This is a genomic window from Lederbergia wuyishanensis (assembly GCF_022900255.1).
Taxonomy (GTDB): Bacteria; Bacillota; Bacilli; order Bacillales; family Bacillaceae_C; genus Lederbergia; species Lederbergia wuyishanensis.
This window is the reverse complement of sequence record NZ_JALIRM010000002.1, coordinates 336,814-358,680: the sequence shown is the minus strand read 5'-3', so window position 1 is coordinate 358,680 and position 21,867 is coordinate 336,814. Positions and strand designations below refer to the sequence as shown.

Here is a 21,867-nt window from a genome sequence, read left to right as displayed (position 1 = left end):
TGACTATCGTCATGGAAAATGCGGGCGTTATTAAATACAAAAAATTAAATGAAAAGATTTTTTCTTTTTTGATAGGAGCAACAGTAAAAAAAATTAAATTAAATGCTTACTGGGGATAAGTTCCACATTCGAAAAGCACTTGACATCGCCTTTTTGTCTCTCTATAATTACTTAGTATGTCTAATATTGAAATTTTTTCTTACCCTCGGGGAGGTGTCATACATGAAAAGAACATTTCAACCAAATAAACGTAAAAGAAGCAAAGTACACGGATTCCGTGCGCGCATGAGTTCAAAAAATGGCCGTAGAGTATTGGCTGCACGTCGTCGCAAAGGAAGAAAAGTGTTATCAGCGTAGACCACTGAACCGTCTCAGTGGTCTTTTTTTTCGTGATAGCGAGGAAGATCTCATAACAATTGTGTAAGAATCCAGTTTGTGATGTTTCTCTTTTTTAGATCGGGAATGGTTAGAAAAACTGGACGAGGAATTACAAAAAGAGGGACAAGACTAGCGCTAAACTACTATGATTTCTAATTAGTTTTTTCCTTATAACGTAACAAAAGAATCCATAATGCGGGTGAAAGAATGAAAAAAGCGTTTAGGATCAAAAAAAATAATGATTTTCAAGATGTATTTAAAAAGGGAAAGTCTGTTGCTAATAGGCAGTTTGTTATATATGTATTGAAAAAAGAAGGTCAGGAACATTTTCGAATTGGTTTGTCCGTTAGTAAAAAAATCGGAAATGCTGTCAAACGTAATCAAATAAAACGGTATATACGACAGGTGTTTCATGAATTAGAAGATCAAATAGATCATGGGAAAGATTACGTCATCATTGCGAGGAAGCCTACAGCAGAAATGGATTTCCATGAAGTGAAAAGTAGTTTGGAGCATGTTCTTAAGGTTGGTAAGTCTTTGAAAAGGAAACACAATGAGCGCTAAAACCTTTCTAGTGAAAAGTATGCAAAAGAAGCTAAACATAAACTTTTTGTCAAAACAGCAAAAGCTTTGTTTCAAAATATCTGCGTAAAACATTTAAAACTATATTTTCTTGTGAAAATATACGTTTAAACCAAACTTAGTTAGCGAAAAAATGTTAAAATAGCCAAAGAACCTATTCGTATAAATGTATTTTGAGAAAGCAGGGAGGATAACGAGCTTGAAGAAAAGAATATTATTGTTATCGACATTGCTTCTGCTAGTGTTGGTAACAGCTGGCTGTGCAACTATTGATAATCCAAACTATATAACTGCAGAAAGTACAGGTTTTTGGAGTAAGTATATTGTATATCCACTATCCTGGTTAATGACAACGGTTGCCCATACGTTTGGAAACAGCTATGGTTTATCCATCATCATTGTAACTATCTTAATTCGCTTAGCCATTTTGCCACTTATGATTAAACAAACAAAAAATTCAAAAGCGATGCAAGCGATACAGCCAGAAATTCAAAAATTAAAAGAAAAATACAGTTCTAAAGATGCAAAAACGCAACAACAGCTTCAACAAGAAACGATGCAACTTTTTCAAAAGCATAATGTAAATCCATTGGCAGGGTGTTTTCCACTTTTAATTCAAATGCCGATTCTGATTGGTTTTTATCAAGCAATCATTAGAACAGAAGGAATTTCAAAAGCTGGAGATTTTCTATGGTTTGACTTAGGTGCACCGGATCCATATTATATTCTTCCAATTGTCGCGGGCCTTACAACCTTCTTGCAACAAAAAATCATGATGTCAGGTATGGAAGGCGCAAATCCACAAATGACAATGATGCTTTACTTGATGCCGGCAATGATATTAATTTTTGCAATTAATTTCCCTGCAGCATTGGCGCTTTATTGGGTAGTGGGTAATATTTTTATGATTATTCAAACATATTTTATTAAACCACCAGTCATGCAAAATGTAAAAGCAAAAGAAGGAGCGGGGGGAGCTAAAAAGTGAGAGAAATCACTGCTACAGGACAAAACGTCGAAGAAGCAGTAGAATCAGCACTTGCTCAACTAAAAACAACTAGAGATCGCACGGACATCAGTATTGTGGATGAGGGGAAAAAAGGGCTGCTTGGACTGTTTGGTGCAAGGCCAGCTGTCGTAAGAGTGACGGTAAAGCCAGATGCCATTGAAATTGCTAAAGATTTTTTGCAATCAGTATTGTCTAACATGGATATTGTATCGGAAATTGAAGTAGTAAAAGAAGATGAGAGAAATGTTATGTTCAATATTTCTGGAGAAAAAATGGGCCTTCTGATTGGAAAAAGGGGACAAACCATCAATTCACTGCAATATTTAACACAGCTTGCGGCAAATCGTAATTCTAAGCATTATATAACAGTTATTTTGAATCCTGAAAATTACCGTGAACGTCGTAAGGAAACATTAATCCAACTGGCGGAACGACTTGCATCAAAAGTACAGCACCTCAAGAAGCCAGTTTCTCTTGAGCCGATGCCAAATTACGAAAGAAAAGTCATCCATACCGCATTATCTGAAAATAATAATGTACAAACCATCTCTGAAGGCGAAGAACCGAATCGCTATGTTGTAATTCAGCCGAGGAGAAAGTAGAGAGTATTATCATATTTATTAAGGCATTCCGTTTATTTTACGGGATGTCTTTTTTATTGATTTTTGATAATGATCACATGGATATTTCCGCTTCTATAACTATCTTCTTACTAATAACCTACGAAAATTGTTATTCGAAATAGAGTTAAGATAAAGAGCTTTTATGAAAAAAATTTCATTTTTAATTCAGAGTAATTTCATATTCATCATCTATTATCGATATTGTTAGAAACAATAACTTTAGGAGTGAAGAAAATGAATAAGAAAATTTTAATTCCAGCTTTAGCATTAACCATAATTGGAAGTGGTGCAGTAGGAGCAACCCTAATTAAACCAGCATTTGCCTCTACTTCGGCAAATACCGCTACCATCACAAAAGAGCAAAGCAAAGAGATTGCCCTTAAAGAAATTTCTGGTGCAGTAACGGATGTGGAACTAGAAAAAGAACATGGCACACTAGCATATGATATTGAAATTAAGGATGCTAACGGCATAGAGCATGACGTTGTTGTAGATGCTAATTCTGGTAAAGTCCTAAAAACCGAAACAGATAATGAAAAAGACGATGACGATAGTGAAGTAAGTGATGAAGTTGAAAAAACTCAATTGCTAAAAGAAGCTAAAATATCAATAGAAGAAAGTACAGCTATCGCACAAGCTAAAGTTAAAGGGAAAGTAACTGATGCAGAGCTTGATGATGAAAATGGAGTAGTAATTTATGAGGTTGAAATTACTGATCTACAAGGGCAACAACATGAAGTAAAAATAGATGCTAAGTCTGGAAAAATATTAAAAGTTGAAAAAGACGAAAATGAAACAAAAGACGATGACAACGACGGGGAACAGTATGACGACTAATTTTTGTTAAAATGTAATGATTTAATTATAATAATCCCATCTTAATAACTAAGATGGGATTCTCTTATTTGCAACTAAAATAGGGAATACTATTTTTGAAAACATCTACTTTGAAAAAGAAATTAATTGTAGAAAGTTTGGCGGACATATTGAATTGGAATTGGAGCATGAAGACTATGAAATATTGATAGCTTATGATGGTTCGAAGTGGTCTTGAAAGGGCATTAAAAAAATACATGCTTAAACGGTATAGAAGTATGAAAGAGACTATAGTGACTAATAACTGCCAATAAAATCGAAACTTTAGGATTCAGCTGGAGGGCGATGAAAACATGGAAAACATACTATCATATATTGATCAATATGGATATATCGTACTTTTTATCGCCTTAATGCTAGAGTTGATTGCGTTGCCTGTACCAGGTGAAATACTGATGAGCTATGCAGGGTATCTTGTGTTTCAAGGCCATTTGAATTGGGCGTTTTGTATTTTGGCAGCAGGAATCGGTAGTTGCGTCGGCATGACAGTAGCCTATGGAATAGGGTACAAATTAGGGTACCCTTTTATTGAAAAACATGGACATCGATTTCATATGGGGCCTGATCGCTTAAATCGTGTCTCGAATTGGTTTAGCAGACATGGAAACAAAATGTTGATTTTTGGTTTTTTTATTCCAGGAGTAAGACATATTACAGGCTATTTTTCAGGTATTACAAGACTTCCTTTCAAGATATACTTAATTTTTGCTTATACTGGGGCTTTTATGTGGACAGCTACTTTTATTACCATTGGAAAACTATTAGGACCACAATGGGATCAATTTCACAATTCGGTTAAAAAGTATTTGATCATTGGCGCGTTAATTGGAGCAGTGATCTTCATTTTGATTTATTTATATCGAAAAAATAAGCAAAAGCTTCATCAATGGATGGTATCCTTTATCAAAACAATGATGGAAAAAAGAAAGAGAAAAGCAAAACTATTTATCGTCTTTATGATGCTGGCAACGCTTGCTTTGATGAGTTTAATGATTGGATTAATACAAGATTTCCTCGGAAATGAATTTGCTGACTTCAATGAATTAACAATCCTACTAATCACTTCAATTTTTGAAAGGAAATGGATTACGGAGATGAAGGTGACTTTATTACCCATTTCAAATCCTGCTCTCATTTCTATTGCTATGTTAACTTTCATATGGATTATTTGGAAGAGCAATGAAAGAACGTACGATATATTATTTTTATTGATTGTAGGAATAGGCGGAGAATTGTACGAAGAAGGAATAAGGGGTATGTTTCATCAAATTGCGCCTAAAATGTCACCTTTATTTCCTGGAGAACAAACGCTTCTTGCTACTGTTATCTATGGTTTTGCTTTATATCTAATTATTTCTTATTCACGCAATAACTCGTTTCGTATTGGAGCAGTGGTTGTAGTAATCGCAACCTTATTTATTTCGGGTATTGCTCAAATATACATTGAAAATAAATGGCCAAGTGACGTAGCATCTGGATATGTGTTCGGAGGAGTTTGGCTCGGTCTGAACATCATCCTTCTTGAAATGTTACGGTTGTTTTCCTTCCTTAGAGAACAATAATGTATTTTGTTAAATGGGGCATCTTACAATTTTAAAATTAGGAGAAAAAATTTGCTGGGAAATGTTACGTTCTTGACCAGCTTGTCGTATTTTTTTTCTAAAACCTCCTAGTGATCCATCTTTTCTGTCGAGCTAGTACAATATAGAAATAGACATGACTGTTGACAAACCTTTTCAACTAGTCGAATATATCTCATAATAAATATGTCTGAAACCATCCCGATTATTATCCCAATGGAGAAAATCGGATTTTATTTTTTAACTGAATTTGAAACTTTTTAACGATTTTATACGTCGCAAATAATGACGACTTAATTAAGTGTTTTTTGGCAATGTTATAGTGGTAAAATGATGTTAAATAAAATAATCGGAAGTGGCAAAAATGAAAAGCAGATTTATTTCAATACATACATCAAATAAACGCAATGAAACTTTTATTTATAGTGCTGCTGCTTTTTTTCTGTGGATCAAAATGTGTGCGTTATACATATGGGTTTTTCATATTAATATCCAATCCATTGGGCAAGGGGTAGTGCTTGCAACCACATCTCTTGGATCGGCTGCTTTTTTTCTTGGAATCGGTTTTCTTTTTAGGAAATCAGCAAGATTGAAAGCCTTTTTTGTGATAGATATATTGCTTACTGGCATTCTGTTTGGGAATGTTTTATATTATCGATTTTATATTGATTTCATTACTGTCCCTGTACTTCTTCAATTTCAAAATGTAGGCGGTTTAAGTCAAAGTACGGTTGAACTTATAAAATTCTATGATATATGGATGTTCTTAGATTTATTTTTACTAGTCTTTTTTATGAGGAAAAAATATTCATTATCAGTGAATATTCCAATCTTGAAAAATCTTAAGAAACGACATTTCTTAATTTTGACTATAGTTCCTCTACTTTTCAGTATGATGCTGAACTCGAATTTCTGGAATAAATCATATGATAAAGAGCTAATTGTAAAATCTCTTGGTTTGTATTATTACCATATTTTCGATATTTTCCAATACTCGAAGACCTCTGTTAATAGTGTTTTAGCTGATGAAAGTGAAGTTGCTGAAATCACTCATTATTTAGAGAAAAAGCATAAGAAAAAAGTCCAATCCAATTTTCACGGGATCGCTAAAGGGAAAAACGTTATCGTCATTTTTCTAGAGTCAACTCAAGGATTTGTCATTGATAAAAAAGTTAATAACCAGGAAGTAACACCGTTTTTAAACAAATTAAAAAATGAAAGTTTGTATTTTCCTAATTTTTATCATCAAACAGCGCAAGGAAAAACGTCTGATGCCGAATTTATAGTTGATAATAGCTTATATCCTCTTGCAGGTGGTTCTGTTTTTGTCAGAAAGCCAAAAAATGAATTCATGGCAACACCTGAAATATTGAAGAAGTATAACTATTATTCAGCATCGTTTCACGGAAATGACTCTCAATTTTGGAATCGGCTCACGATGTATGATTCTTTAGGATATGATCGCTTTTTTTCTAAGGAAGATTATGATGTCAATGAGGAAAACTCAATCAATTATGGCTTAAAGGATATTCCTTTTTTTGAACAGTCGATGCCTTATTTATCATCACTACCGCAGCCTTTTTATGCAAAATTTTTAACGTTAACGAACCATTTTCCGTTCCTATTAAATCCGGAAGATCAGTTCATACCTGAATTAGAAACAGATCAAGGTGTTGTGAATCGATATTTTACGACAGTTCGCTATGAAGATGAAGCGATTAAATCATTCTTTGAGCAAATTAAAGATACCGAACTCTATAATAATTCTATCTTTGTTTTATTTGGGGATCATTACGGAATTTCAAAAAGTTATAATGATGCATTAAGCGAAGTTCTCGGACATGAAATTACGGTTAAAGATCAGGTTGAATTACAAAAAGTTCCTTTATTCATTCATATCCCTGGAATGGAAGGTAAAGTGGTTAACACAGTTGGAGGACAAATTGATTTAAGAGCAACGATTTTCGATCTATTAGGAGTAGATGGAAAAGATCAAGCATTTTCCTTTGGAACGAGTTTGTTATCAAAAGAAGAGGACCGTTTAGTTGTATTTAGGGACGGGACCTTTACAACGGACCGATACATTTACGCGGAGGGCACTTGTTATAGTAAGGATACAGGAAGTAAAGTAAAAAGAAATAAATGCTCGCCTTATTTTAATCAAGTTCAAAACGAACTAAATTATTCTGACAAAATTATATATGGAGATTTATTTAGGTTTTTCAAAAAATAGGCTTTATTATCGTTCGTTGTTGATTTGTCGTTGTGTGATTAATGTGGAAGGTTGCCTTGAGAGGAAATCGCGTACACGTTAACAATAAATAAAGGAGCTGGCTTAATGAAATTTGGTTGCTGTCTAGGCATTGATCAAGCAAGTTTGGTTCATGATGCAGGGTTTGATTTTATGGAATGTACAGTCGTGTCACTCCTACCAGAAAAAAGTGACCGAGAATTTGCAGAGATCTTTAAAAAGTTTCAAGACAGTCCACTTCCAGTTGAAGCCTTCAATGTCTTTCTACCAGGAGATATGAAAATTGTAGGTGACAAGGTTAGTCACGATCGTATTAAACATTATGTAGAAATAGCGTTGCAAAGGGTTCACCAAATAGGAGCTGATACGATTGTATTTGGCAGTGGAGGTGCTCGATCATTTCCAGAAGGCTTTTCATATGAACGAGCAGAGGAACAAATTCTTCAGTTTCTTAGCTTAGTTGCTGATTATGCAGATCCTTTAGACATCACCATTGTCATCGAGCCTCTGAACAAACAAGAGAGTAACATCATCAATAGCGTTTTAGACGCGGAAGAATTTGCTAAGAAAATAAATCGTAAATCTATCCAAATTTTAGCAGATTTCTATCACATGGATGAAGAAAATGAACCGCTTGAGAACATCGTGAAGGCAAAAAAGAGTATTAAACATATACATGTAGCTGATACAGGCCGCTTAGCTCCTGGGACGGGTCAATACCCGTACGAACACTTTATTGATTGCTTACAACGAGCAAATTATAACCAGCGCATTTCAATCGAATGCCAATGGAATGATGTACATAAAGAACTCGTACGTTCAAGAGATTTTTTAAAAGAACTATTCGAAACGAAAAAAGTATAATACAAAAAAATCCGAATCGAGATAATAGATTCGGATTTTTTTCGTTGTGGATTACTAAAATAGCTACAAGGTTAGGTAGAAAAAAAGATAATCACAAGACAAAAACACGAGTTATTGTTATTCACATGTGGATAAGTTAAAATAAAGAGTACGAATAAAAAGATTGTGGATAAAATTATAATGAAAAACTACTTTTCCACAATCGAAAATTTTGTTATTCTATTGTTTTGGGGATAAACTCTATTTCGCTATAATGCGATCAATATATAAAGTCAAAAATTGAAAAGAGGTGATCATGATGGAATTTGATACAATTGCTGCCATATCGACTCCGATGGGTGAGGGAGCGATAGCCATTGTCCGTTTAAGTGGGGAAGAAGCAGTAGCAATCGCCGACCAACTATTTCGAAGTCCGAGCGGTAAGAAATTAAAAGAGGTAGAAACGCATACGATTCATTATGGAAGGATTGTCGATCCGAAATCAGAGGAAATTGCTGAGGAAGTAATGGTCAGTTTGATGAGAGCGCCTCGTACGTTTACGAGAGAGGATGTCGTGGAAATCAATTGCCACGGAGGAATCGTTTCAGTAAACAGAGTACTGCAGCTCGCTTTAAATGCAGGGGCTAGATTAGCAGAGCCTGGTGAGTTCACGAAACGCGCATTTTTGAACGGGCGAATCGATTTATCTCAGGCGGAAGCAGTTATGGACTTAATCCGGGCAAAGACGGATCGTGCGATGAATGTTGCACTTGGACAGATGGAAGGACGTCTATCCAAATTAATTAGTACACTTCGTCAGGAGATTCTTGAAGTCGTTGCCCATGTAGAGGTAAACATTGATTATCCTGAATATGATGATGTGGAAGAAATGACACATCGAATTCTCGTTGAAAAAGCTACTTATATAAAAGGTGAGCTTGAAAAGTTGCTTCAAACCGCTCAGCAAGGGAAAATTTTACGCGAAGGATTATCAACGGTTATTATTGGCCGCCCTAACGTTGGGAAATCTTCCTTATTGAATAGTCTTGTACAAGAAAATAAAGCGATCGTTACGGATATTCCGGGAACTACAAGGGACGTTATTGAAGAATATGTTAATGTCCGCGGTGTTCCATTACGATTAGTGGATACAGCTGGAATAAGGGAAACAGAAGATATCGTTGAAAGAATTGGGGTAGAACGATCTAGAGAGGTTCTGAAAAAGGCAGATTTAATCTTGCTCGTCTTAAACTCTGCTGATGATTTTACCGAAGAGGATAAACAATTATTTGCCGCTACAGAAGGAATGGACGTTATCGTTATTGTGAATAAAACGGATTTACCGAGAAAAATAGATATCGATGAGGTTCGTCAGTTTGCGCACAATCATCAAATCGTTACGACTTCTCTTCTAGAGGAGCAAGGAATTGATGACTTGGAGCGGGCGATTGCCGATATGTTTTTTAAAGGTCAAATTGAAGCGGGTGACATGACGTATGTATCAAATAGCCGTCATATCGCTCTTTTAAATCAAGCACATCAAGCAATCGAAGAAGTATTAAATGGAATTGATTTTGGAACGCCAATCGATATTATTCAAATTGATTTAACCCGTACGTGGGAATTATTAGGGGAAATCATTGGAGATACAGTACAGGAAAGTTTAATTAATCAACTATTTTCACAGTTTTGTCTTGGAAAATAAAATATATTTAAGAGTGAGTGTTTAAAAAGGCGGGTACTATTTACTCCTTTTTAATCATCCTCTAAAAGGGAAGGTGAAACATAATGCAAACAACATATGAAGCCGGGTCTTACGATGTAATTGTCATTGGTGCTGGCCATGCAGGCTGTGAAGCAGGTTTGGCTGCAGCAAGAATGGGTGCCCAAACATTAATGTTAACGCTAAATCTCGATATGGTCGCATTCATGCCATGTAACCCATCTCTTGGTGGTCCTGCGAAAGGGGTCGTTGTAAGAGAGATTGACGCTCTTGGCGGAGAAATGGCTAAAAATATCGATAAAACCTATATTCAAATGAGAATGTTGAACACTGGAAAAGGTCCTGCAGTTCAAGCATTACGAGCTCAAGCAGACAAATTCCAATATCAACATGAAATGAAAAATACACTAGAAAACGAACCAAACTTAACACTTTTACAAGGTATGGTTGATGAATTAGTTGTAGAAGATGGTGAGTGTAAGGGTGTCGTTACACAAACTGGTGCCATTTTCCGTGGAAAAGCGGTCATTATTACAACAGGAACATTCCTTCGAGGCGAAATCATTTTAGGTGAATTAAAATATTCTAGTGGTCCTAATAACCAAAAACCATCCATTAAGCTTTCAGAGCATCTTGAAAGCTTAGGATTTGAGATGGAACGTTTTAAAACGGGTACTCCTCCACGGATTAACAGCAAAACGATCGATTACAGCAAAACAGAAATTCAACCTGGTGACGAAGAACCGCGTGCTTTCAGTTACGAAACAACAAAATTCATAACTGATCAGCTTCCATGCTGGCTCACGTATACTAACTTGCGTACTCATCAACTAATCGATGAAAACTTGCACCGTGCGCCAATGTTTTCTGGCATGGTAAAAGGTACGGGTGCGCGCTATTGCCCTTCTATTGAAGATAAAGTTGTCCGCTTTAACGATAAGCCAAGACATCAAATCTTCCTTGAACCAGAAGGTCGAAATACGAATGAAGTATATGTCCAAGGACTTTCAACGAGCTTGCCTGAAGAAATTCAGCATCAAATCATCGCAACAGTCCCTGGCTTGGAAAATGCAAAAATGATGCGTCCTGGGTATGCGATTGAATATGATGCAATCGTTCCTACTCAGCTATGGCCGACCCTTGAAACGAAAAAAATTAAAAACTTGTATACTGCCGGTCAAATTAACGGTACATCTGGTTATGAAGAGGCGGCTGCTCAAGGAATCATGGCAGGAATCAATGCTGCTAGAAAGATTCTTGGGAAAGATGAAGTGATTTTAAGCCGCTCTGACGGTTATATCGGCGTTCTTATTGATGATCTCGTGACAAAAGGAACGAATGAACCATATCGTCTCCTTACCTCACGTGCAGAATATCGTCTTCTGTTGCGTCATGATAATGCAGATTTGCGTTTGACTGAAATTGGTCATGAAATCGGGCTTATTTCAGATGAAAGATATGAGAAATATGTAAGCAAAAAAGCTGCTATAGAGGCAGAAATCAATAGACTTCGCTCAATTATTTTAAAACCGAATGAAAAAACACAAGAAATGATCATTCAAGCAGGCGGAAGTCCGTTGAAAGATGGAATCAGGGCATCTGACTTATTGAAACGTCCTGAAATGTCATATGCACAAATTGCAGAATTGGCACCTGCAGAACAAGAATTGCCAAAAGATGTGATTGAACAAGTAGAAATCCAAATCAAATATGAAGGATATATCGAAAAATCCCTTCAACAAGTTGAAAAACTGAAAAAGCTTGAAGACAAAAAGATTCCTGAAAACATTGATTACGATGCTATTAACGGAATCGCAACTGAAGCTCGTCAAAAACTTAAAAAAGTAAGACCATTGTCAATTGCTCAAGCTTCCCGTATTTCAGGAGTTAACCCAGCAGACATTTCAATCTTACTTGTGTATATTGAACACGGGAAGATTGCAAAAGTTTCAGGTGAATAGAAGGAAGAACTTGCTACGCCCTCTTAAATGTTATCTTGAGGAAATCTACAATAGACAGAAAGTTTTTATTAAAGTATCTCTCCAATCTAGGAAGTCGGTTTATCAACTTCCAGATTGGGGTTATTTTACATATAGCGCTTGAAGTGAAAAGCGTACCAATAAGAATAGGAATGAAACGACAATGAACATTGAACAATTTACAAATATGCTTGGGGAAAAGGGGATTCATTTGGACTCCAATCAACTTAGTATGTTTGAGCGTTATTATGAGTTGCTTGTTGAATGGAATGAAAAAATGAATCTGACAGCTATTACAGATAAGCAAGAAGTGTATTTAAAGCATTTCTATGATTCAGTCACCGCTGCTTTTTTTATCGATTTTAAAAAGCCTATAAAAGTGTGTGACGTTGGAGCTGGTGCCGGGTTTCCAAGTATTCCTATTAAAATTTGTTTTCCTGAAATCGACCTGTCCATCGTAGATTCCTTAAATAAGCGAATTACGTTTCTAGAACACTTATCTAGTGAACTTGGCTTGAAAAATACACATTTTTATCATGATCGTGCAGAAACATTTGGCGGGAATCCTAAGTTTCGTGAACAGTATGATCTAGTTACCGCAAGAGCCGTAGCAAGAATGTCCGTATTAAGCGAATTATGCCTTCCACTTGTCAAAGAAGGAGGACAATTTGTTGCTATGAAAGCGGCAAATGCCGAGGAAGAATTGACTGCCGCAGATGGGGCGATTAAACAACTTGGAGGCAAGCTTTCCACAGTTCATTCTTTTACTTTGCCAATTGAGGAAAGCAACCGCAATATAATCGTTATTTCTAAAATCAAGAAAACGCCAAAAAAATATCCTAGAAAACCTGGAACGCCTAATAAACTTCCACTAGAATAGGACATCTGTTTGGCAGGAAAATGCAAAATAAAATAGAATGATGATAAGAAGTCATATATAATAGGTGTAAGTATAGTTTCGCTAAAGGGAGTTACTATTAAGGTGGTGTCGAAGGATGAAGCATCCTTTCTCTCGATTATTTGGCTTGGGTGAGAAGGAATTACCGATAGAAAAAGAGATAGAAAAAGAGATGGTGGATGAGAGGGATGAAATAAAGAAAATTCCTGTCTCTCAAATTATTCCGAACCGATTCCAACCAAGAACGATATTTGATGAATCAAAAATTGAAGAATTGGCTAGAACCATTCATACTCACGGGATCATCCAACCGATTGTCGTTAGGGAATTGGATGTTAACCAATATGAAATTATTGCCGGGGAACGCCGCTTTAGGGCTATTCAGTTAATTGGATGGGACGAGGTTCCAGCCATTATTAAAAATTTGAGTGATACCGAAACGGCCTCGATTGCATTAATTGAAAACCTTCAACGGGAAGAATTAACTCCAATTGAAGAAGCAATGGCATACGGGAAACTTTTAGAATTGCATAATTTAACCCAAGAAGCATTGGCACAGCGACTAGGAAAAGGCCAATCGACCGTTGCCAACAAACTACGACTATTAAAATTGCCAGAAGAAATTCAAGAGGCATTACTGCAAAAGAAAATTACAGAACGACATGCGAGGGCTTTAATTCCTTTAAAAGACCCTGAAAAACAAGTTCAGGTAATGAATCTCATTATTGAGAAGGGCCTGAACGTTAAACAGGCCGAGGAGCAAGTTGTAAAACTTCTTACTGTTGTCGAAAAACCAAAAAGCAAACGTCGAGCCATTAGCAAAGACATGAGGATTGCCGTTAATACAATCCGCCAATCTCTTACAATGGTTTCGGATAGCGGAATAAAACTAGATTCCGAAGAAGAAGAATTTGAAGAATACTATCAATTTACGATTAAAATTCCTAAGAAAAAATCATAGATAATTGTCGAAAATTGTATTACATTCATTGCTAGCTGAAAACGTTTGTCTTTTAAGAGGGGAAGTCTTATTTACTCGTTATTGAAACGGCAGAAAGGCAAGTAATGAAGAAAGCTTTTTTCAACAATCAGCAATAGCTCAGCCCAATAACTGAGCTATTTTTTTTATTAATCAAATTCTTAAAAACTCAATAAGTTTTTTATACTCGCTTTCCCATCAGCAGATAGTAACCATTCAATATAAGGTTTTTGCACCCTCAGTTGCTTTTGCAATTCTAAAACAGGATCAGCCACAAAAGAAGCAGTGCATAAAAAGAATAAACTTGCACGTGCTATGGCAAGGGGCAAAAGTTCAGCTTCAATCAACGATAATGGTCCATACCCTTTAATAAAATGCCTTCCTAGCTCTTCCTTATTTGTTTCATTTTTTATAGTCCAAAGGAAATATGCTACATCATGAAGACATTCACCTTTTTGAATAAAATCAAAATCCAATATGTATGCTATTTCATTATATTCATTAAATAATACATTCCAAGGATGCCAATCTCCATGTATGATTGATTTTTTAAGGAATTTTTCATTCGGTGTCCATTGTTGCATTACTTTAAAGTAAAGATGTTCCACTTCTTTTATGTGAACCTCTTTGTGTAAATCCTTTTGACTATGTCTTAAAAGTTCCAATCCTTCTTCCAATCCTTTTTGTGAAGGATAGTTTGACCAAACAGGGGTAGGAATAGCATCTTCATTCATTAATGCTTGATGAAATTTTTTAAGTGATTCACCACAATGATAGGCTTGTTCTTTTGTGAACTTGAATGGAATTCCTTGAACGAATGGAGTTATTTGAACAAAACGATGATGCAATTTTGAAAAATAAAAACCTTCTTTAGTAGGTAATGGCATAAGAGGAGAAATTCCATGTTTCTGTAATTTCTCCATTATCATTTTTTCAGAGTTAAGGTGATCTTCGCGACTTAGTCCTGAATGGATTCGGATAACATATTGTCCAGTAGTAGTGGATATTTTCAGATTTACATTAAACAATCCGCCTAATGCTGCATCTATGCTAATTAAATTTCCGACTCGATACTGTTCACATAGTTGTTCAACTTCCAACTGACTAGGTATATATCGATCCATTGGGTTCTTTAATAGTTTTTCCATTCTTCTTCCTCCTACTTATTTAATTTAAATTTCTTTAAGTAGGCTTGAATTCCCTTTTATTTTTCTTAATTCATCAAAATACTTTTAGCTTGTTCATCTTGATATTTGCTATTAAAAGAGCAACAATAGAGATATGGACAACTTTTTTTAAAATTTAACAAACATTTTTTTATTCTAAAGAGTAATTCATGGCGAATATTTGATAAAATAGAATACATGATTGCTATTTTAGAAATATTAAGGTAGGTGACATCGTTGGGAAAGATTATTTCCATAGCCAACCAAAAAGGGGGCGTCGGGAAAACGACCACCTCTGTCAATTTAGGCGCTTGTCTAGCATATATAGGGAAAAAAGTATTGCTTATCGATATTGATCCCCAAGGAAACGCTACGAGTGGCGCTGGGATTGATAAAGGAGATGTCCACCAATGTATTTACGATGTGCTCGTAGATGATGTGGATATAAAGGACGTAATTAAGCAAACAGGTGTAGACAACATGTTTGCAGTTCCTGCTACGATACAATTGGCTGGGGCAGAAATAGAATTAGTTCCAACAATTTCGAGAGAAGTTCGTTTGAAAAGAGCCTTAGATCAAGTAAAAGATGATTTTGACTATATATTAATTGATTGTCCACCGTCGCTTGGCTTACTTACGATTAATGCATTGACTGCTTCAGATTCAGTATTAATACCTGTTCAATGTGAATATTACGCACTTGAAGGATTAAGCCAATTGTTAAATACGGTTCGATTAGTCCAAAAACATTTAAATCACGATTTGATGATTGAAGGCGTTTTGTTAACGATGCTGGATGCCAGAACAAACTTGGGCATTCAAGTCATTCAGGAAGTAAAAAAATACTTCCAAAATAAAGTGTATCAAACAATAATACCAAGAAATATTCGACTTAGTGAGGCACCGAGCCATGGAGAACCGATTATCGTTTATGATTCAAAATCTCGTGGTGCTGAAGTATATTTAGATCTTGCAAAGGAAGTGGCTGGAAATGGCTAAAGGTCTCGGTAAGGGGATTAATGCTTTATTTGCAAATATGGAAGTTAATAATGATGAAGCGGTACGCGAAATTGATTTAAAAGAAATAAAACCAAATCCGTACCAACCTCGGAGAGTATTTTCTGAAGATGCTATTCAGGAATTAAAAGAATCTATACTTCAACACGGTGTTTTACAACCTATCATCGTCCGAAAAAATATTAAAGGTTATGAAATTGTTGTAGGGGAGCGCAGATTCCGGGCTTCAAAAGCGGCCAAGCTTGGTAAAATACCCGCTGTCATTCGTGAATTAACCGATCAACAAATGATGGAGTTAGCCGTTTTGGAAAACCTGCAACGCGAAGATTTGACCCCAATTGAAGAGGCAACTGCTTACCATACTTTGATGGAAAAACTTCATATTACACAGGAAGAATTATCAAAGAGACTTGGAAAAAGCAGACCGCATATCGCCAATCATGTTAGACTACTAACACTGCCTAAAAATATTCAACAGCTCATAACAGATGGAAAACTATCTATGGGCCATGGAAGGACACTTTTAGGACTTAAGCGAAAAGAAAAGATAGAAGCTGTTGCTGAACGCACGGTAAAAGAAGGCTTAAACGTTAGACAGTTAGAAAATTTAGTTCAGCAAATTAATGAAAATGTTCCACGTGAAACAAAAAAGCCAAAACTTAAAAAAGATATATTTATTATGGAAAGAGAAACTTCCTTAAGAGAAAAATTTGGAACAACCGTTACAATTAAGCAGTCGAAGAAAAAAGGTAAAATTGAAATAGAATTTTTAACGCAAGAAGATTTAGAAAGAATTCTTGAGATTCTTGATGAATCAGAGTAAAAGTAGTGCCCTTTATCTACTTTAAAGGGCGCTTATTTTTTTGAAATTTTAATACACAGGTGAAAATATGGTGCTATTAGGGACGTTAGTCAATGGACTTTGTATAATTATTGGTTCGTTAATTGGAAAGTTTTTAAGCAGAATTCCTGAAAAGATGAAATCAACTGTTATGCAAGGGATAAGTTTGGTTGTCATGGTGTTAGGGCTACAAATGGGATTTAAAAGTGAGAATTTTTTAATTGTCATATTGAGTATAGTCATTGGAGCGGTACTCGGAGAATGGTGGCAGCTAGAGGAAAAACTAAATTCATTAGGTTTATGGTTAGAAAAAAAGATGGGTGCTTCACATAAAGGAAATATATCTCAAGGATTTGTAACCGCGACACTCATTTTCGTTATTGGGGCTATGGCAATCATAGGAGCGCTAGATAGCGGGATTAGGGGAGACCATCAAGTTCTTTTTACAAAAGCAGTTATCGACGGATTTACCGCATTGATTTTAACGACAACGCTGGGAATTGGCGTTATGCTTTCATTTGTTCCGGTAGTTTTATACCAAGGTATAATTGCTTTATTTGCAACGCAAATTGATCGGATTGTTCCAGAAGAGTTGATGGTTATGTTTATTAATGAAATAACTGCCACTGGGGGAATCATGATTTTTGCAATTGGATTAAACTTATCTGGTATGATTAAGATAAGAGTTGCAAATTTATTACCAGGTATATTAGTCGCTACCGTTATCGTAACAGGAATTTTTTTGTTTAAACAATACCTATAAAATAAAAAGAAGCAATAATCCATTGCTTCTTTTTATATTGTCTCTTTATTTATATCCCATTCAAGTTGAAGATTAGCTTCTTTATTTGTATAGATCATATCGGCTTCCATAATGCCTGCTACTATTTGTTTTGCCATTTTCATTACAAGATTAAGGCGGGTATTTTGTAACACAAAGAATTCCATATGACCACTCACATTGACAATTCCTGTGATATGCATGTCTCCAACAGCTGGTAATTCCTTTTTTACTCCAGCTCCAGGTTTAACCGGACCAGCCCCAACTTTGATATTCCCAATGTTTTTTAACCTTCCCAGGCAGGCGTCAATACCAATAATATATGGTCTGAAATGTTTTTGCCTTATCATCGCCATTTTATCATTTAAATTCACCGCATGAACAGGATCTTCTAAAGTCCCGTATACGTGAAAATTAGCCAATCCTGCTTCTTCAAGGAAGGTACCAACAAGTGGGCCTAGAGAGTCTCCAGTAGATCGATCGGTTCCGATACAGACGATGATGATGGGTCTTTTATAGTTGAAGGGGAGAAGATCGATGATACCGCTAGAAATTTTATTGATAGATGTAGGATCATCATATTTAATATTAACATCAAATATGTCAAGTGGATTAAAAAGCGGTTGTGATTTCACCTTGTCGCTCCTTTCCCCCGTAATAAAAGCAAGTTATAATAGGATTAACACTTTTCAAAAACCATATATGCCTTTTCATTTCTTTTCTTTACCCATTATACGGAGGAATTTTCATTTCTATACATAAGAAATTGCAAAAACTAATAACTGCCTATGAAAAACAACATTTTATTGGTAAAATATAATCAGAAAAAGTGAATCGTGGAGAATATGATGGAATCTTCAGGAGGTATGTGCCTTGGAAAAAAAAGAATTCAATCTAAATGACATAGTAGAAATGAAAAAACAGCATCCATGTGGGACAAACCGTTGGAAGATTATTCGCATGGGAATGGATATTCGAATTAAATGTGAGGGCTGCGGCCACAGTGTTATGCTCCCACGAAGGGATTTCGCTAGGAAAATCAAAAAAATTTTAGAAAAGCATGAAGAATGATTATCATGCTTTTTTGGTTTATTAATGTACAATCGTCTGAAAATTATACATCTGTATAATTAAATGTGAGGTTCAGTTGTTTTTTCTCGGTATAATCACTATAATTGTGAAAGGATTAACAGGGAATAAACATAGGAAAATCCGGAAGAGGAGTGACCAAAATGGCTCTTACAGCAGGAATTGTTGGTTTGCCAAATGTAGGGAAATCTACATTATTTAATGCAATTACGAAAGCGGGGGCAGAAGCTGCCAATTATCCGTTTTGTACAATAGATCCAAATGTTGGAATTGTAGAAGTACCAGATCATCGACTTCAAAAGTTAACAGAACTTGTACAACCTAAGAAGACTGTTCCTACTGCATTCGAATTTACAGATATTGCAGGGATTGTAAAAGGGGCAAGTAAAGGTGAGGGACTTGGAAATAAATTTTTATCCCATATTCGCCAGGTAGATGCAATTGTTCATGTTGTTCGTTGTTTTACAAGTAATGATATTACACATGTTTCAGGAAAAGTAGATCCAATCGATGATATTGAAACAATTAATCTTGAGCTTATCCTTGCTGACCTAGAATCGGTTGATAAACGCATAGGTCGCGTAGAAAAAATGGCAAAACAAAAAGATAAAGATGCGATGTTTGAATATGAAATTTTAGCGAAATTAAAGGAAACATTTGAATCGGATAAACCAGCACGATCCATAGAATTTGCAGATGAGCAAATGAAAATCGTAAAAGGTCTTCATTTGTTAACAAGTAAACCTGTTCTATATGCAGCAAATGTTGGAGATGAAGATATAGCAGATCCATCCGGCAATGAAAATGTCCAAAGAGTCCTCGAATATGCGGAAACAGAAAATTCTCAAGTAATCGTCGTTTGCGCAAAAATAGAGGAAGAAATTGCGGAATTGGATGATGAAGAAAAAGCAATGTTTTTGGAAGAGCTAGGCATTGAAGAATCCGGACTAGATCAGTTAATTCGTGCAACTTATGATCTTCTTGGATTAGCGACTTATTTTACAGCCGGTGTCCAAGAAGTTCGTGCATGGACATTTAAAAAAGGGATGAAAGCACCACAATGTGCTGGAATCATTCATACTGACTTTGAAAAAGGATTTATCCGTGCAGAAACGGTTTCATATGACGATTTGCTAGCTGGTGGTTCTATGGCAGCAGCACGTGAAGCCGGTAAAGTTAGGCTTGAAGGAAAAGAGTATATTGTAAAAGATGGAGATGTAATTCATTTTCGGTTCAATGTTTAAGGCACCTAAGCGGGTGTCTTTTTTTTTTGCTTAGGAAAACAGGCGCCACTGCTCGAGGTCATAACCTGAATAGCTAAAATTCAAAAAGCAGATTTTTGTTTCTCAGAACATTTGCTTGTCGTCGAAAGCGCGCCTTGTTCTTTTGTTCTTGGTAAATAATATGTAATCATTGAAGATTTTCAGACCTAAATAGCGATATATTCTAATAAAATCAGTGGATTTTTTTTCAGGTTATAAATTTTCCTCTTTCTTCAAATAATAGTACTGAATCATTAGCGCCAATTATTTTGCTTTTGATTTGATTTTAATGAAAGGGGAGTACCTACGTTGAAAACATTAAGACGAATTGCATTAGCCTTAGTCATTATAGGTGCAATAAACTGGGGCTTAATTGGTTTATTTCGATTCGATTTAGTTGGTTCCATATTTGGAGGAACAGATTCTGGCTTATCGAGATTTATTTTCACTCTAGTTGGAATCAGCGGACTCATCTGTCTCGGGTTACTGTTTAATTCTGAAACAGCTGATGTTGGTTCGCGCGATGAAGGTAATAAAGAAGTAATGAATGGTAGATATGCAACAGAGTTTGCGGAAGAACCAGATCTTGATCGATTATATAATCCTTCAAGAGATGCTTATGAAAGTGAAGATGAGGAAGAAGAGTTTAAATAAACGAAACCCGGCGAGGAATATCCCTTTGCCGGGTTTTACGTTATGGCGAAAAAGTCATTCAAGGCATTGCGCAATCAAGCTTCTTATGTTATACTTACACATTGTGAGTAATGAAAATTGCTCCTTGCCCTTTTTGAAGGGCCGCATAGACCATAAGGAGGTGACTGAACGATGAGAAAGTACGAAATTATGTACATTATCCGCCCAAATATTGAAGATGAAGCAAAAGCTGCTGTAGTTGAGCGTTTCAACAACATCCTTACTTCACAAGGTGCGGAGATCATCGAATCAAAAGATTGGGGTAAGCGACGTCTTGCATACGAGATTGAGGATTTCCGTGACGGTTTCTACCGTTTAATCCATACGAATGCAAAGCCTGAAGCAGTTCAGGAATTCGATCGTCTTGCTAAAATCAGTGACGATATCATCCGTCATATCGTTGTTAAAGATGAAAGATAATAAATAATTGTTCCACGTGAAACATTTTATAAAGAAGTAAACGGGAAGAGGTTGATTCTGATGATGAACCGAGTTGTATTAGTAGGACGATTAACAAAAGATCCAGATTTGCGATATACTCCCAATGGAGTTCCAGTCGCAACTTTTACATTGGCTGTTAACCGTACTTTTACGAATCAACAGGGGGAGCGGGAAGCCGACTTTATTAACTGTGTGATTTGGAGAAAACCTGCGGAGAATGTGGCTAATTACTTGAAAAAAGGTAGTTTAGCTGGTGTTGATGGGCGCATCCAGACTCGCAACTACGAAGGACAAGATGGTAAGCGTGTATACGTAACTGAAATAGTAGCCGAATCTGTTCAATTCCTTGAACCTAGAGGTACTGCCTCACAAGGTCGTAGTGACTTTGGCGGGAATCAATATGGTGAAGAACCTAATGATTCATCCCGTTCTTATGGCCAAAACCAGAATCAGCGCAGTAATCAAAACTTTACCCGAGCAAATGAAGATCCATTCTCGAATGATGGACAACCAATTGACATTTCTGATGACGATCTTCCATTCTAATTAAGATAGGAGGTTATTAATATGGCAGGTGCACGCAGAGGCGGACGCAAACGTCGTAAAGTGTGTTTTTTTACAGCAAATGGAATTACACACATCGATTATAAAGATGTTGATTTGCTTAAAAAGTTCATTTCTGAGCGTGGAAAAATTCTTCCACGTCGTGTAACTGGAACAAGCGCGAAGTACCAACGCAAATTGACAGCAGCTATTAAACGCTCTCGTCAAATGGCTTTACTTCCATTCGTTTCAGGCGAATAATAACGATTAAAGGCCGAACAAAGGCATAATGAAATAAAGGCTGTCCAAGGCT

Annotated in this window: 23 protein-coding genes; 21 read left to right on the top strand and 2 right to left on the bottom strand. The window is 36.0% G+C overall.

Features of this window, described 5'->3' with window-relative positions; genetic code table 11:
* Positions 1 to 222: 222 nt before the first annotated feature.
* The 12 genes from rpmH to noc all read left to right on the top strand — a co-directional run bounded on the left by rpmH (position 223) and on the right by noc (position 13,703).
* On the top strand, positions 223 to 357 hold the full coding sequence (gene rpmH / locus MT489_RS07940) for a 50S ribosomal protein L34 (RefSeq protein WP_144926158.1): 135 nt from the start codon (positions 223 to 225) through the stop codon (positions 355 to 357).
* 228 nt (positions 358 to 585) lie between these two features.
* Positions 586 to 942 (top strand): ribonuclease P protein component, encoded by a 357-nt coding sequence (rnpA, locus tag MT489_RS07935; protein ID WP_244680991.1) that lies wholly within the window; start codon positions 586 to 588, stop codon positions 940 to 942.
* Positions 943 to 1,159: 217 nt separating this feature from the next.
* Positions 1,160 to 1,948, top strand: coding sequence for a YidC family membrane integrase SpoIIIJ (gene spoIIIJ / locus MT489_RS07930; protein WP_244680990.1), 789 nt, complete (start codon positions 1,160 to 1,162; stop codon positions 1,946 to 1,948).
* Positions 1,945 to 2,571, top strand: coding sequence for an RNA-binding cell elongation regulator Jag/EloR (gene jag, locus MT489_RS07925; protein ID WP_244680989.1), 627 nt, complete (start codon positions 1,945 to 1,947; stop codon positions 2,569 to 2,571). Before spoIIIJ ends, jag begins: the two co-directional genes overlap by 4 nt.
* A 255-nt stretch (positions 2,572 to 2,826) precedes the next feature.
* Positions 2,827 to 3,429, top strand: a complete 603-nt coding sequence (locus MT489_RS07920) for a PepSY domain-containing protein (protein ID WP_244680988.1) — start codon at positions 2,827 to 2,829, stop codon at positions 3,427 to 3,429.
* A 332-nt stretch (positions 3,430 to 3,761) separates the two neighbouring features.
* A complete protein-coding gene (locus MT489_RS07915; RefSeq protein WP_244680987.1) occupies positions 3,762 to 5,030 on the top strand; it encodes a VTT domain-containing protein in 1,269 nt (422 codons plus the stop codon).
* Between the two features lie 382 nt (positions 5,031 to 5,412).
* Positions 5,413 to 7,281: an LTA synthase family protein gene (locus MT489_RS07910; RefSeq protein ID WP_244680986.1), complete on the top strand. Its 1,869-nt coding sequence runs from the start codon at positions 5,413 to 5,415 to the stop codon at positions 7,279 to 7,281.
* 105 nt (positions 7,282 to 7,386) lie between these two features.
* Positions 7,387 to 8,163 (top strand): sugar phosphate isomerase/epimerase family protein, encoded by a 777-nt coding sequence (locus tag MT489_RS07905; protein ID WP_244680985.1) that lies wholly within the window; start codon positions 7,387 to 7,389, stop codon positions 8,161 to 8,163.
* A 298-nt stretch (positions 8,164 to 8,461) separates the two neighbouring features.
* Positions 8,462 to 9,847, top strand: a complete 1,386-nt coding sequence (gene mnmE / locus MT489_RS07900; RefSeq protein WP_244681012.1) for a tRNA uridine-5-carboxymethylaminomethyl(34) synthesis GTPase MnmE — start codon at positions 8,462 to 8,464, stop codon at positions 9,845 to 9,847.
* An 83-nt stretch (positions 9,848 to 9,930) separates the two neighbouring features.
* A complete protein-coding gene (gene mnmG / locus MT489_RS07895) occupies positions 9,931 to 11,826 on the top strand; it encodes a tRNA uridine-5-carboxymethylaminomethyl(34) synthesis enzyme MnmG (protein WP_244680984.1) in 1,896 nt (631 codons plus the stop codon).
* A gap of 181 nt (positions 11,827 to 12,007) precedes the next feature.
* Positions 12,008 to 12,724 (top strand): 16S rRNA (guanine(527)-N(7))-methyltransferase RsmG, encoded by a 717-nt coding sequence (gene rsmG / locus MT489_RS07890; RefSeq protein WP_244680983.1) that lies wholly within the window; start codon positions 12,008 to 12,010, stop codon positions 12,722 to 12,724.
* 115 nt (positions 12,725 to 12,839) lie between these two features.
* Complete coding sequence (noc, locus tag MT489_RS07885) at positions 12,840 to 13,703, top strand: nucleoid occlusion protein (RefSeq protein WP_244680982.1); 864 nt, start codon at positions 12,840 to 12,842, stop codon at positions 13,701 to 13,703.
* 179 nt (positions 13,704 to 13,882) lie between these two features.
* Here the strand turns inward: noc and MT489_RS07880 are convergent, their stop codons facing one another.
* Complete coding sequence (locus tag MT489_RS07880; RefSeq protein WP_244680981.1) at positions 13,883 to 14,869, bottom strand: phosphotransferase; 987 nt, start codon at positions 14,867 to 14,869, stop codon at positions 13,883 to 13,885.
* 255 nt (positions 14,870 to 15,124) lie between these two features.
* Between MT489_RS07880 and MT489_RS07875 the strand changes: the two genes are divergently transcribed.
* The 3 genes from MT489_RS07875 to MT489_RS07865 all read left to right on the top strand — a co-directional run bounded on the left by MT489_RS07875 (position 15,125) and on the right by MT489_RS07865 (position 17,508).
* Entirely contained in the window at positions 15,125 to 15,886 is a 762-nt protein-coding gene (locus MT489_RS07875) for a ParA family protein (protein ID WP_244680980.1), read from the top strand.
* Positions 15,879 to 16,727 (top strand): ParB/RepB/Spo0J family partition protein, encoded by an 849-nt coding sequence (locus MT489_RS07870; protein WP_244680979.1) that lies wholly within the window; start codon positions 15,879 to 15,881, stop codon positions 16,725 to 16,727. Before MT489_RS07875 ends, MT489_RS07870 begins: the two co-directional genes overlap by 8 nt.
* A 67-nt stretch (positions 16,728 to 16,794) precedes the next feature.
* Positions 16,795 to 17,508, top strand: coding sequence for a DUF554 domain-containing protein (locus tag MT489_RS07865; RefSeq protein ID WP_244680978.1), 714 nt, complete (start codon positions 16,795 to 16,797; stop codon positions 17,506 to 17,508).
* A gap of 32 nt (positions 17,509 to 17,540) precedes the next feature.
* Here MT489_RS07865 and yyaC read toward each other — a convergent pair whose 3' ends face one another.
* Positions 17,541 to 18,161 carry a spore protease YyaC gene (gene yyaC, locus MT489_RS07860; protein ID WP_244680977.1) on the bottom strand — a complete coding sequence of 207 codons (621 nt, stop codon included), beginning with the start codon at positions 18,159 to 18,161 and terminating at the stop codon, positions 17,541 to 17,543.
* A 238-nt stretch (positions 18,162 to 18,399) separates the two neighbouring features.
* On the opposite strand from yyaC, the gene MT489_RS07855 reads away from it, so the two are divergent.
* The 6 genes from MT489_RS07855 to rpsR all read left to right on the top strand — a co-directional run bounded on the left by MT489_RS07855 (position 18,400) and on the right by rpsR (position 21,815).
* Positions 18,400 to 18,597, top strand: a complete 198-nt coding sequence (locus tag MT489_RS07855) for a DUF951 domain-containing protein (RefSeq protein WP_244680976.1) — start codon at positions 18,400 to 18,402, stop codon at positions 18,595 to 18,597.
* 161 nt (positions 18,598 to 18,758) lie between these two features.
* The gene (gene ychF / locus MT489_RS07850) at positions 18,759 to 19,859 is read left to right on the top strand and encodes a redox-regulated ATPase YchF (protein WP_244680975.1); all 1,101 of its coding nucleotides are present in this window, start codon (positions 18,759 to 18,761) and stop codon (positions 19,857 to 19,859) included.
* A 327-nt stretch (positions 19,860 to 20,186) separates the two neighbouring features.
* Positions 20,187 to 20,531, top strand: coding sequence for a DUF378 domain-containing protein (locus MT489_RS07845; protein WP_244680974.1), 345 nt, complete (start codon positions 20,187 to 20,189; stop codon positions 20,529 to 20,531).
* A gap of 171 nt (positions 20,532 to 20,702) precedes the next feature.
* Positions 20,703 to 20,990, top strand: a complete 288-nt coding sequence (rpsF, locus tag MT489_RS07840; protein ID WP_244680973.1) for a 30S ribosomal protein S6 — start codon at positions 20,703 to 20,705, stop codon at positions 20,988 to 20,990.
* A 60-nt stretch (positions 20,991 to 21,050) separates the two neighbouring features.
* A complete protein-coding gene (ssb, locus tag MT489_RS07835) occupies positions 21,051 to 21,557 on the top strand; it encodes a single-stranded DNA-binding protein (RefSeq protein ID WP_244680972.1) in 507 nt (168 codons plus the stop codon).
* Between the two features lie 21 nt (positions 21,558 to 21,578).
* Entirely contained in the window at positions 21,579 to 21,815 is a 237-nt protein-coding gene (gene rpsR, locus MT489_RS07830) for a 30S ribosomal protein S18 (protein ID WP_213111876.1), read from the top strand.
* Positions 21,816 to 21,867: the final 52 nt, after the last annotated feature.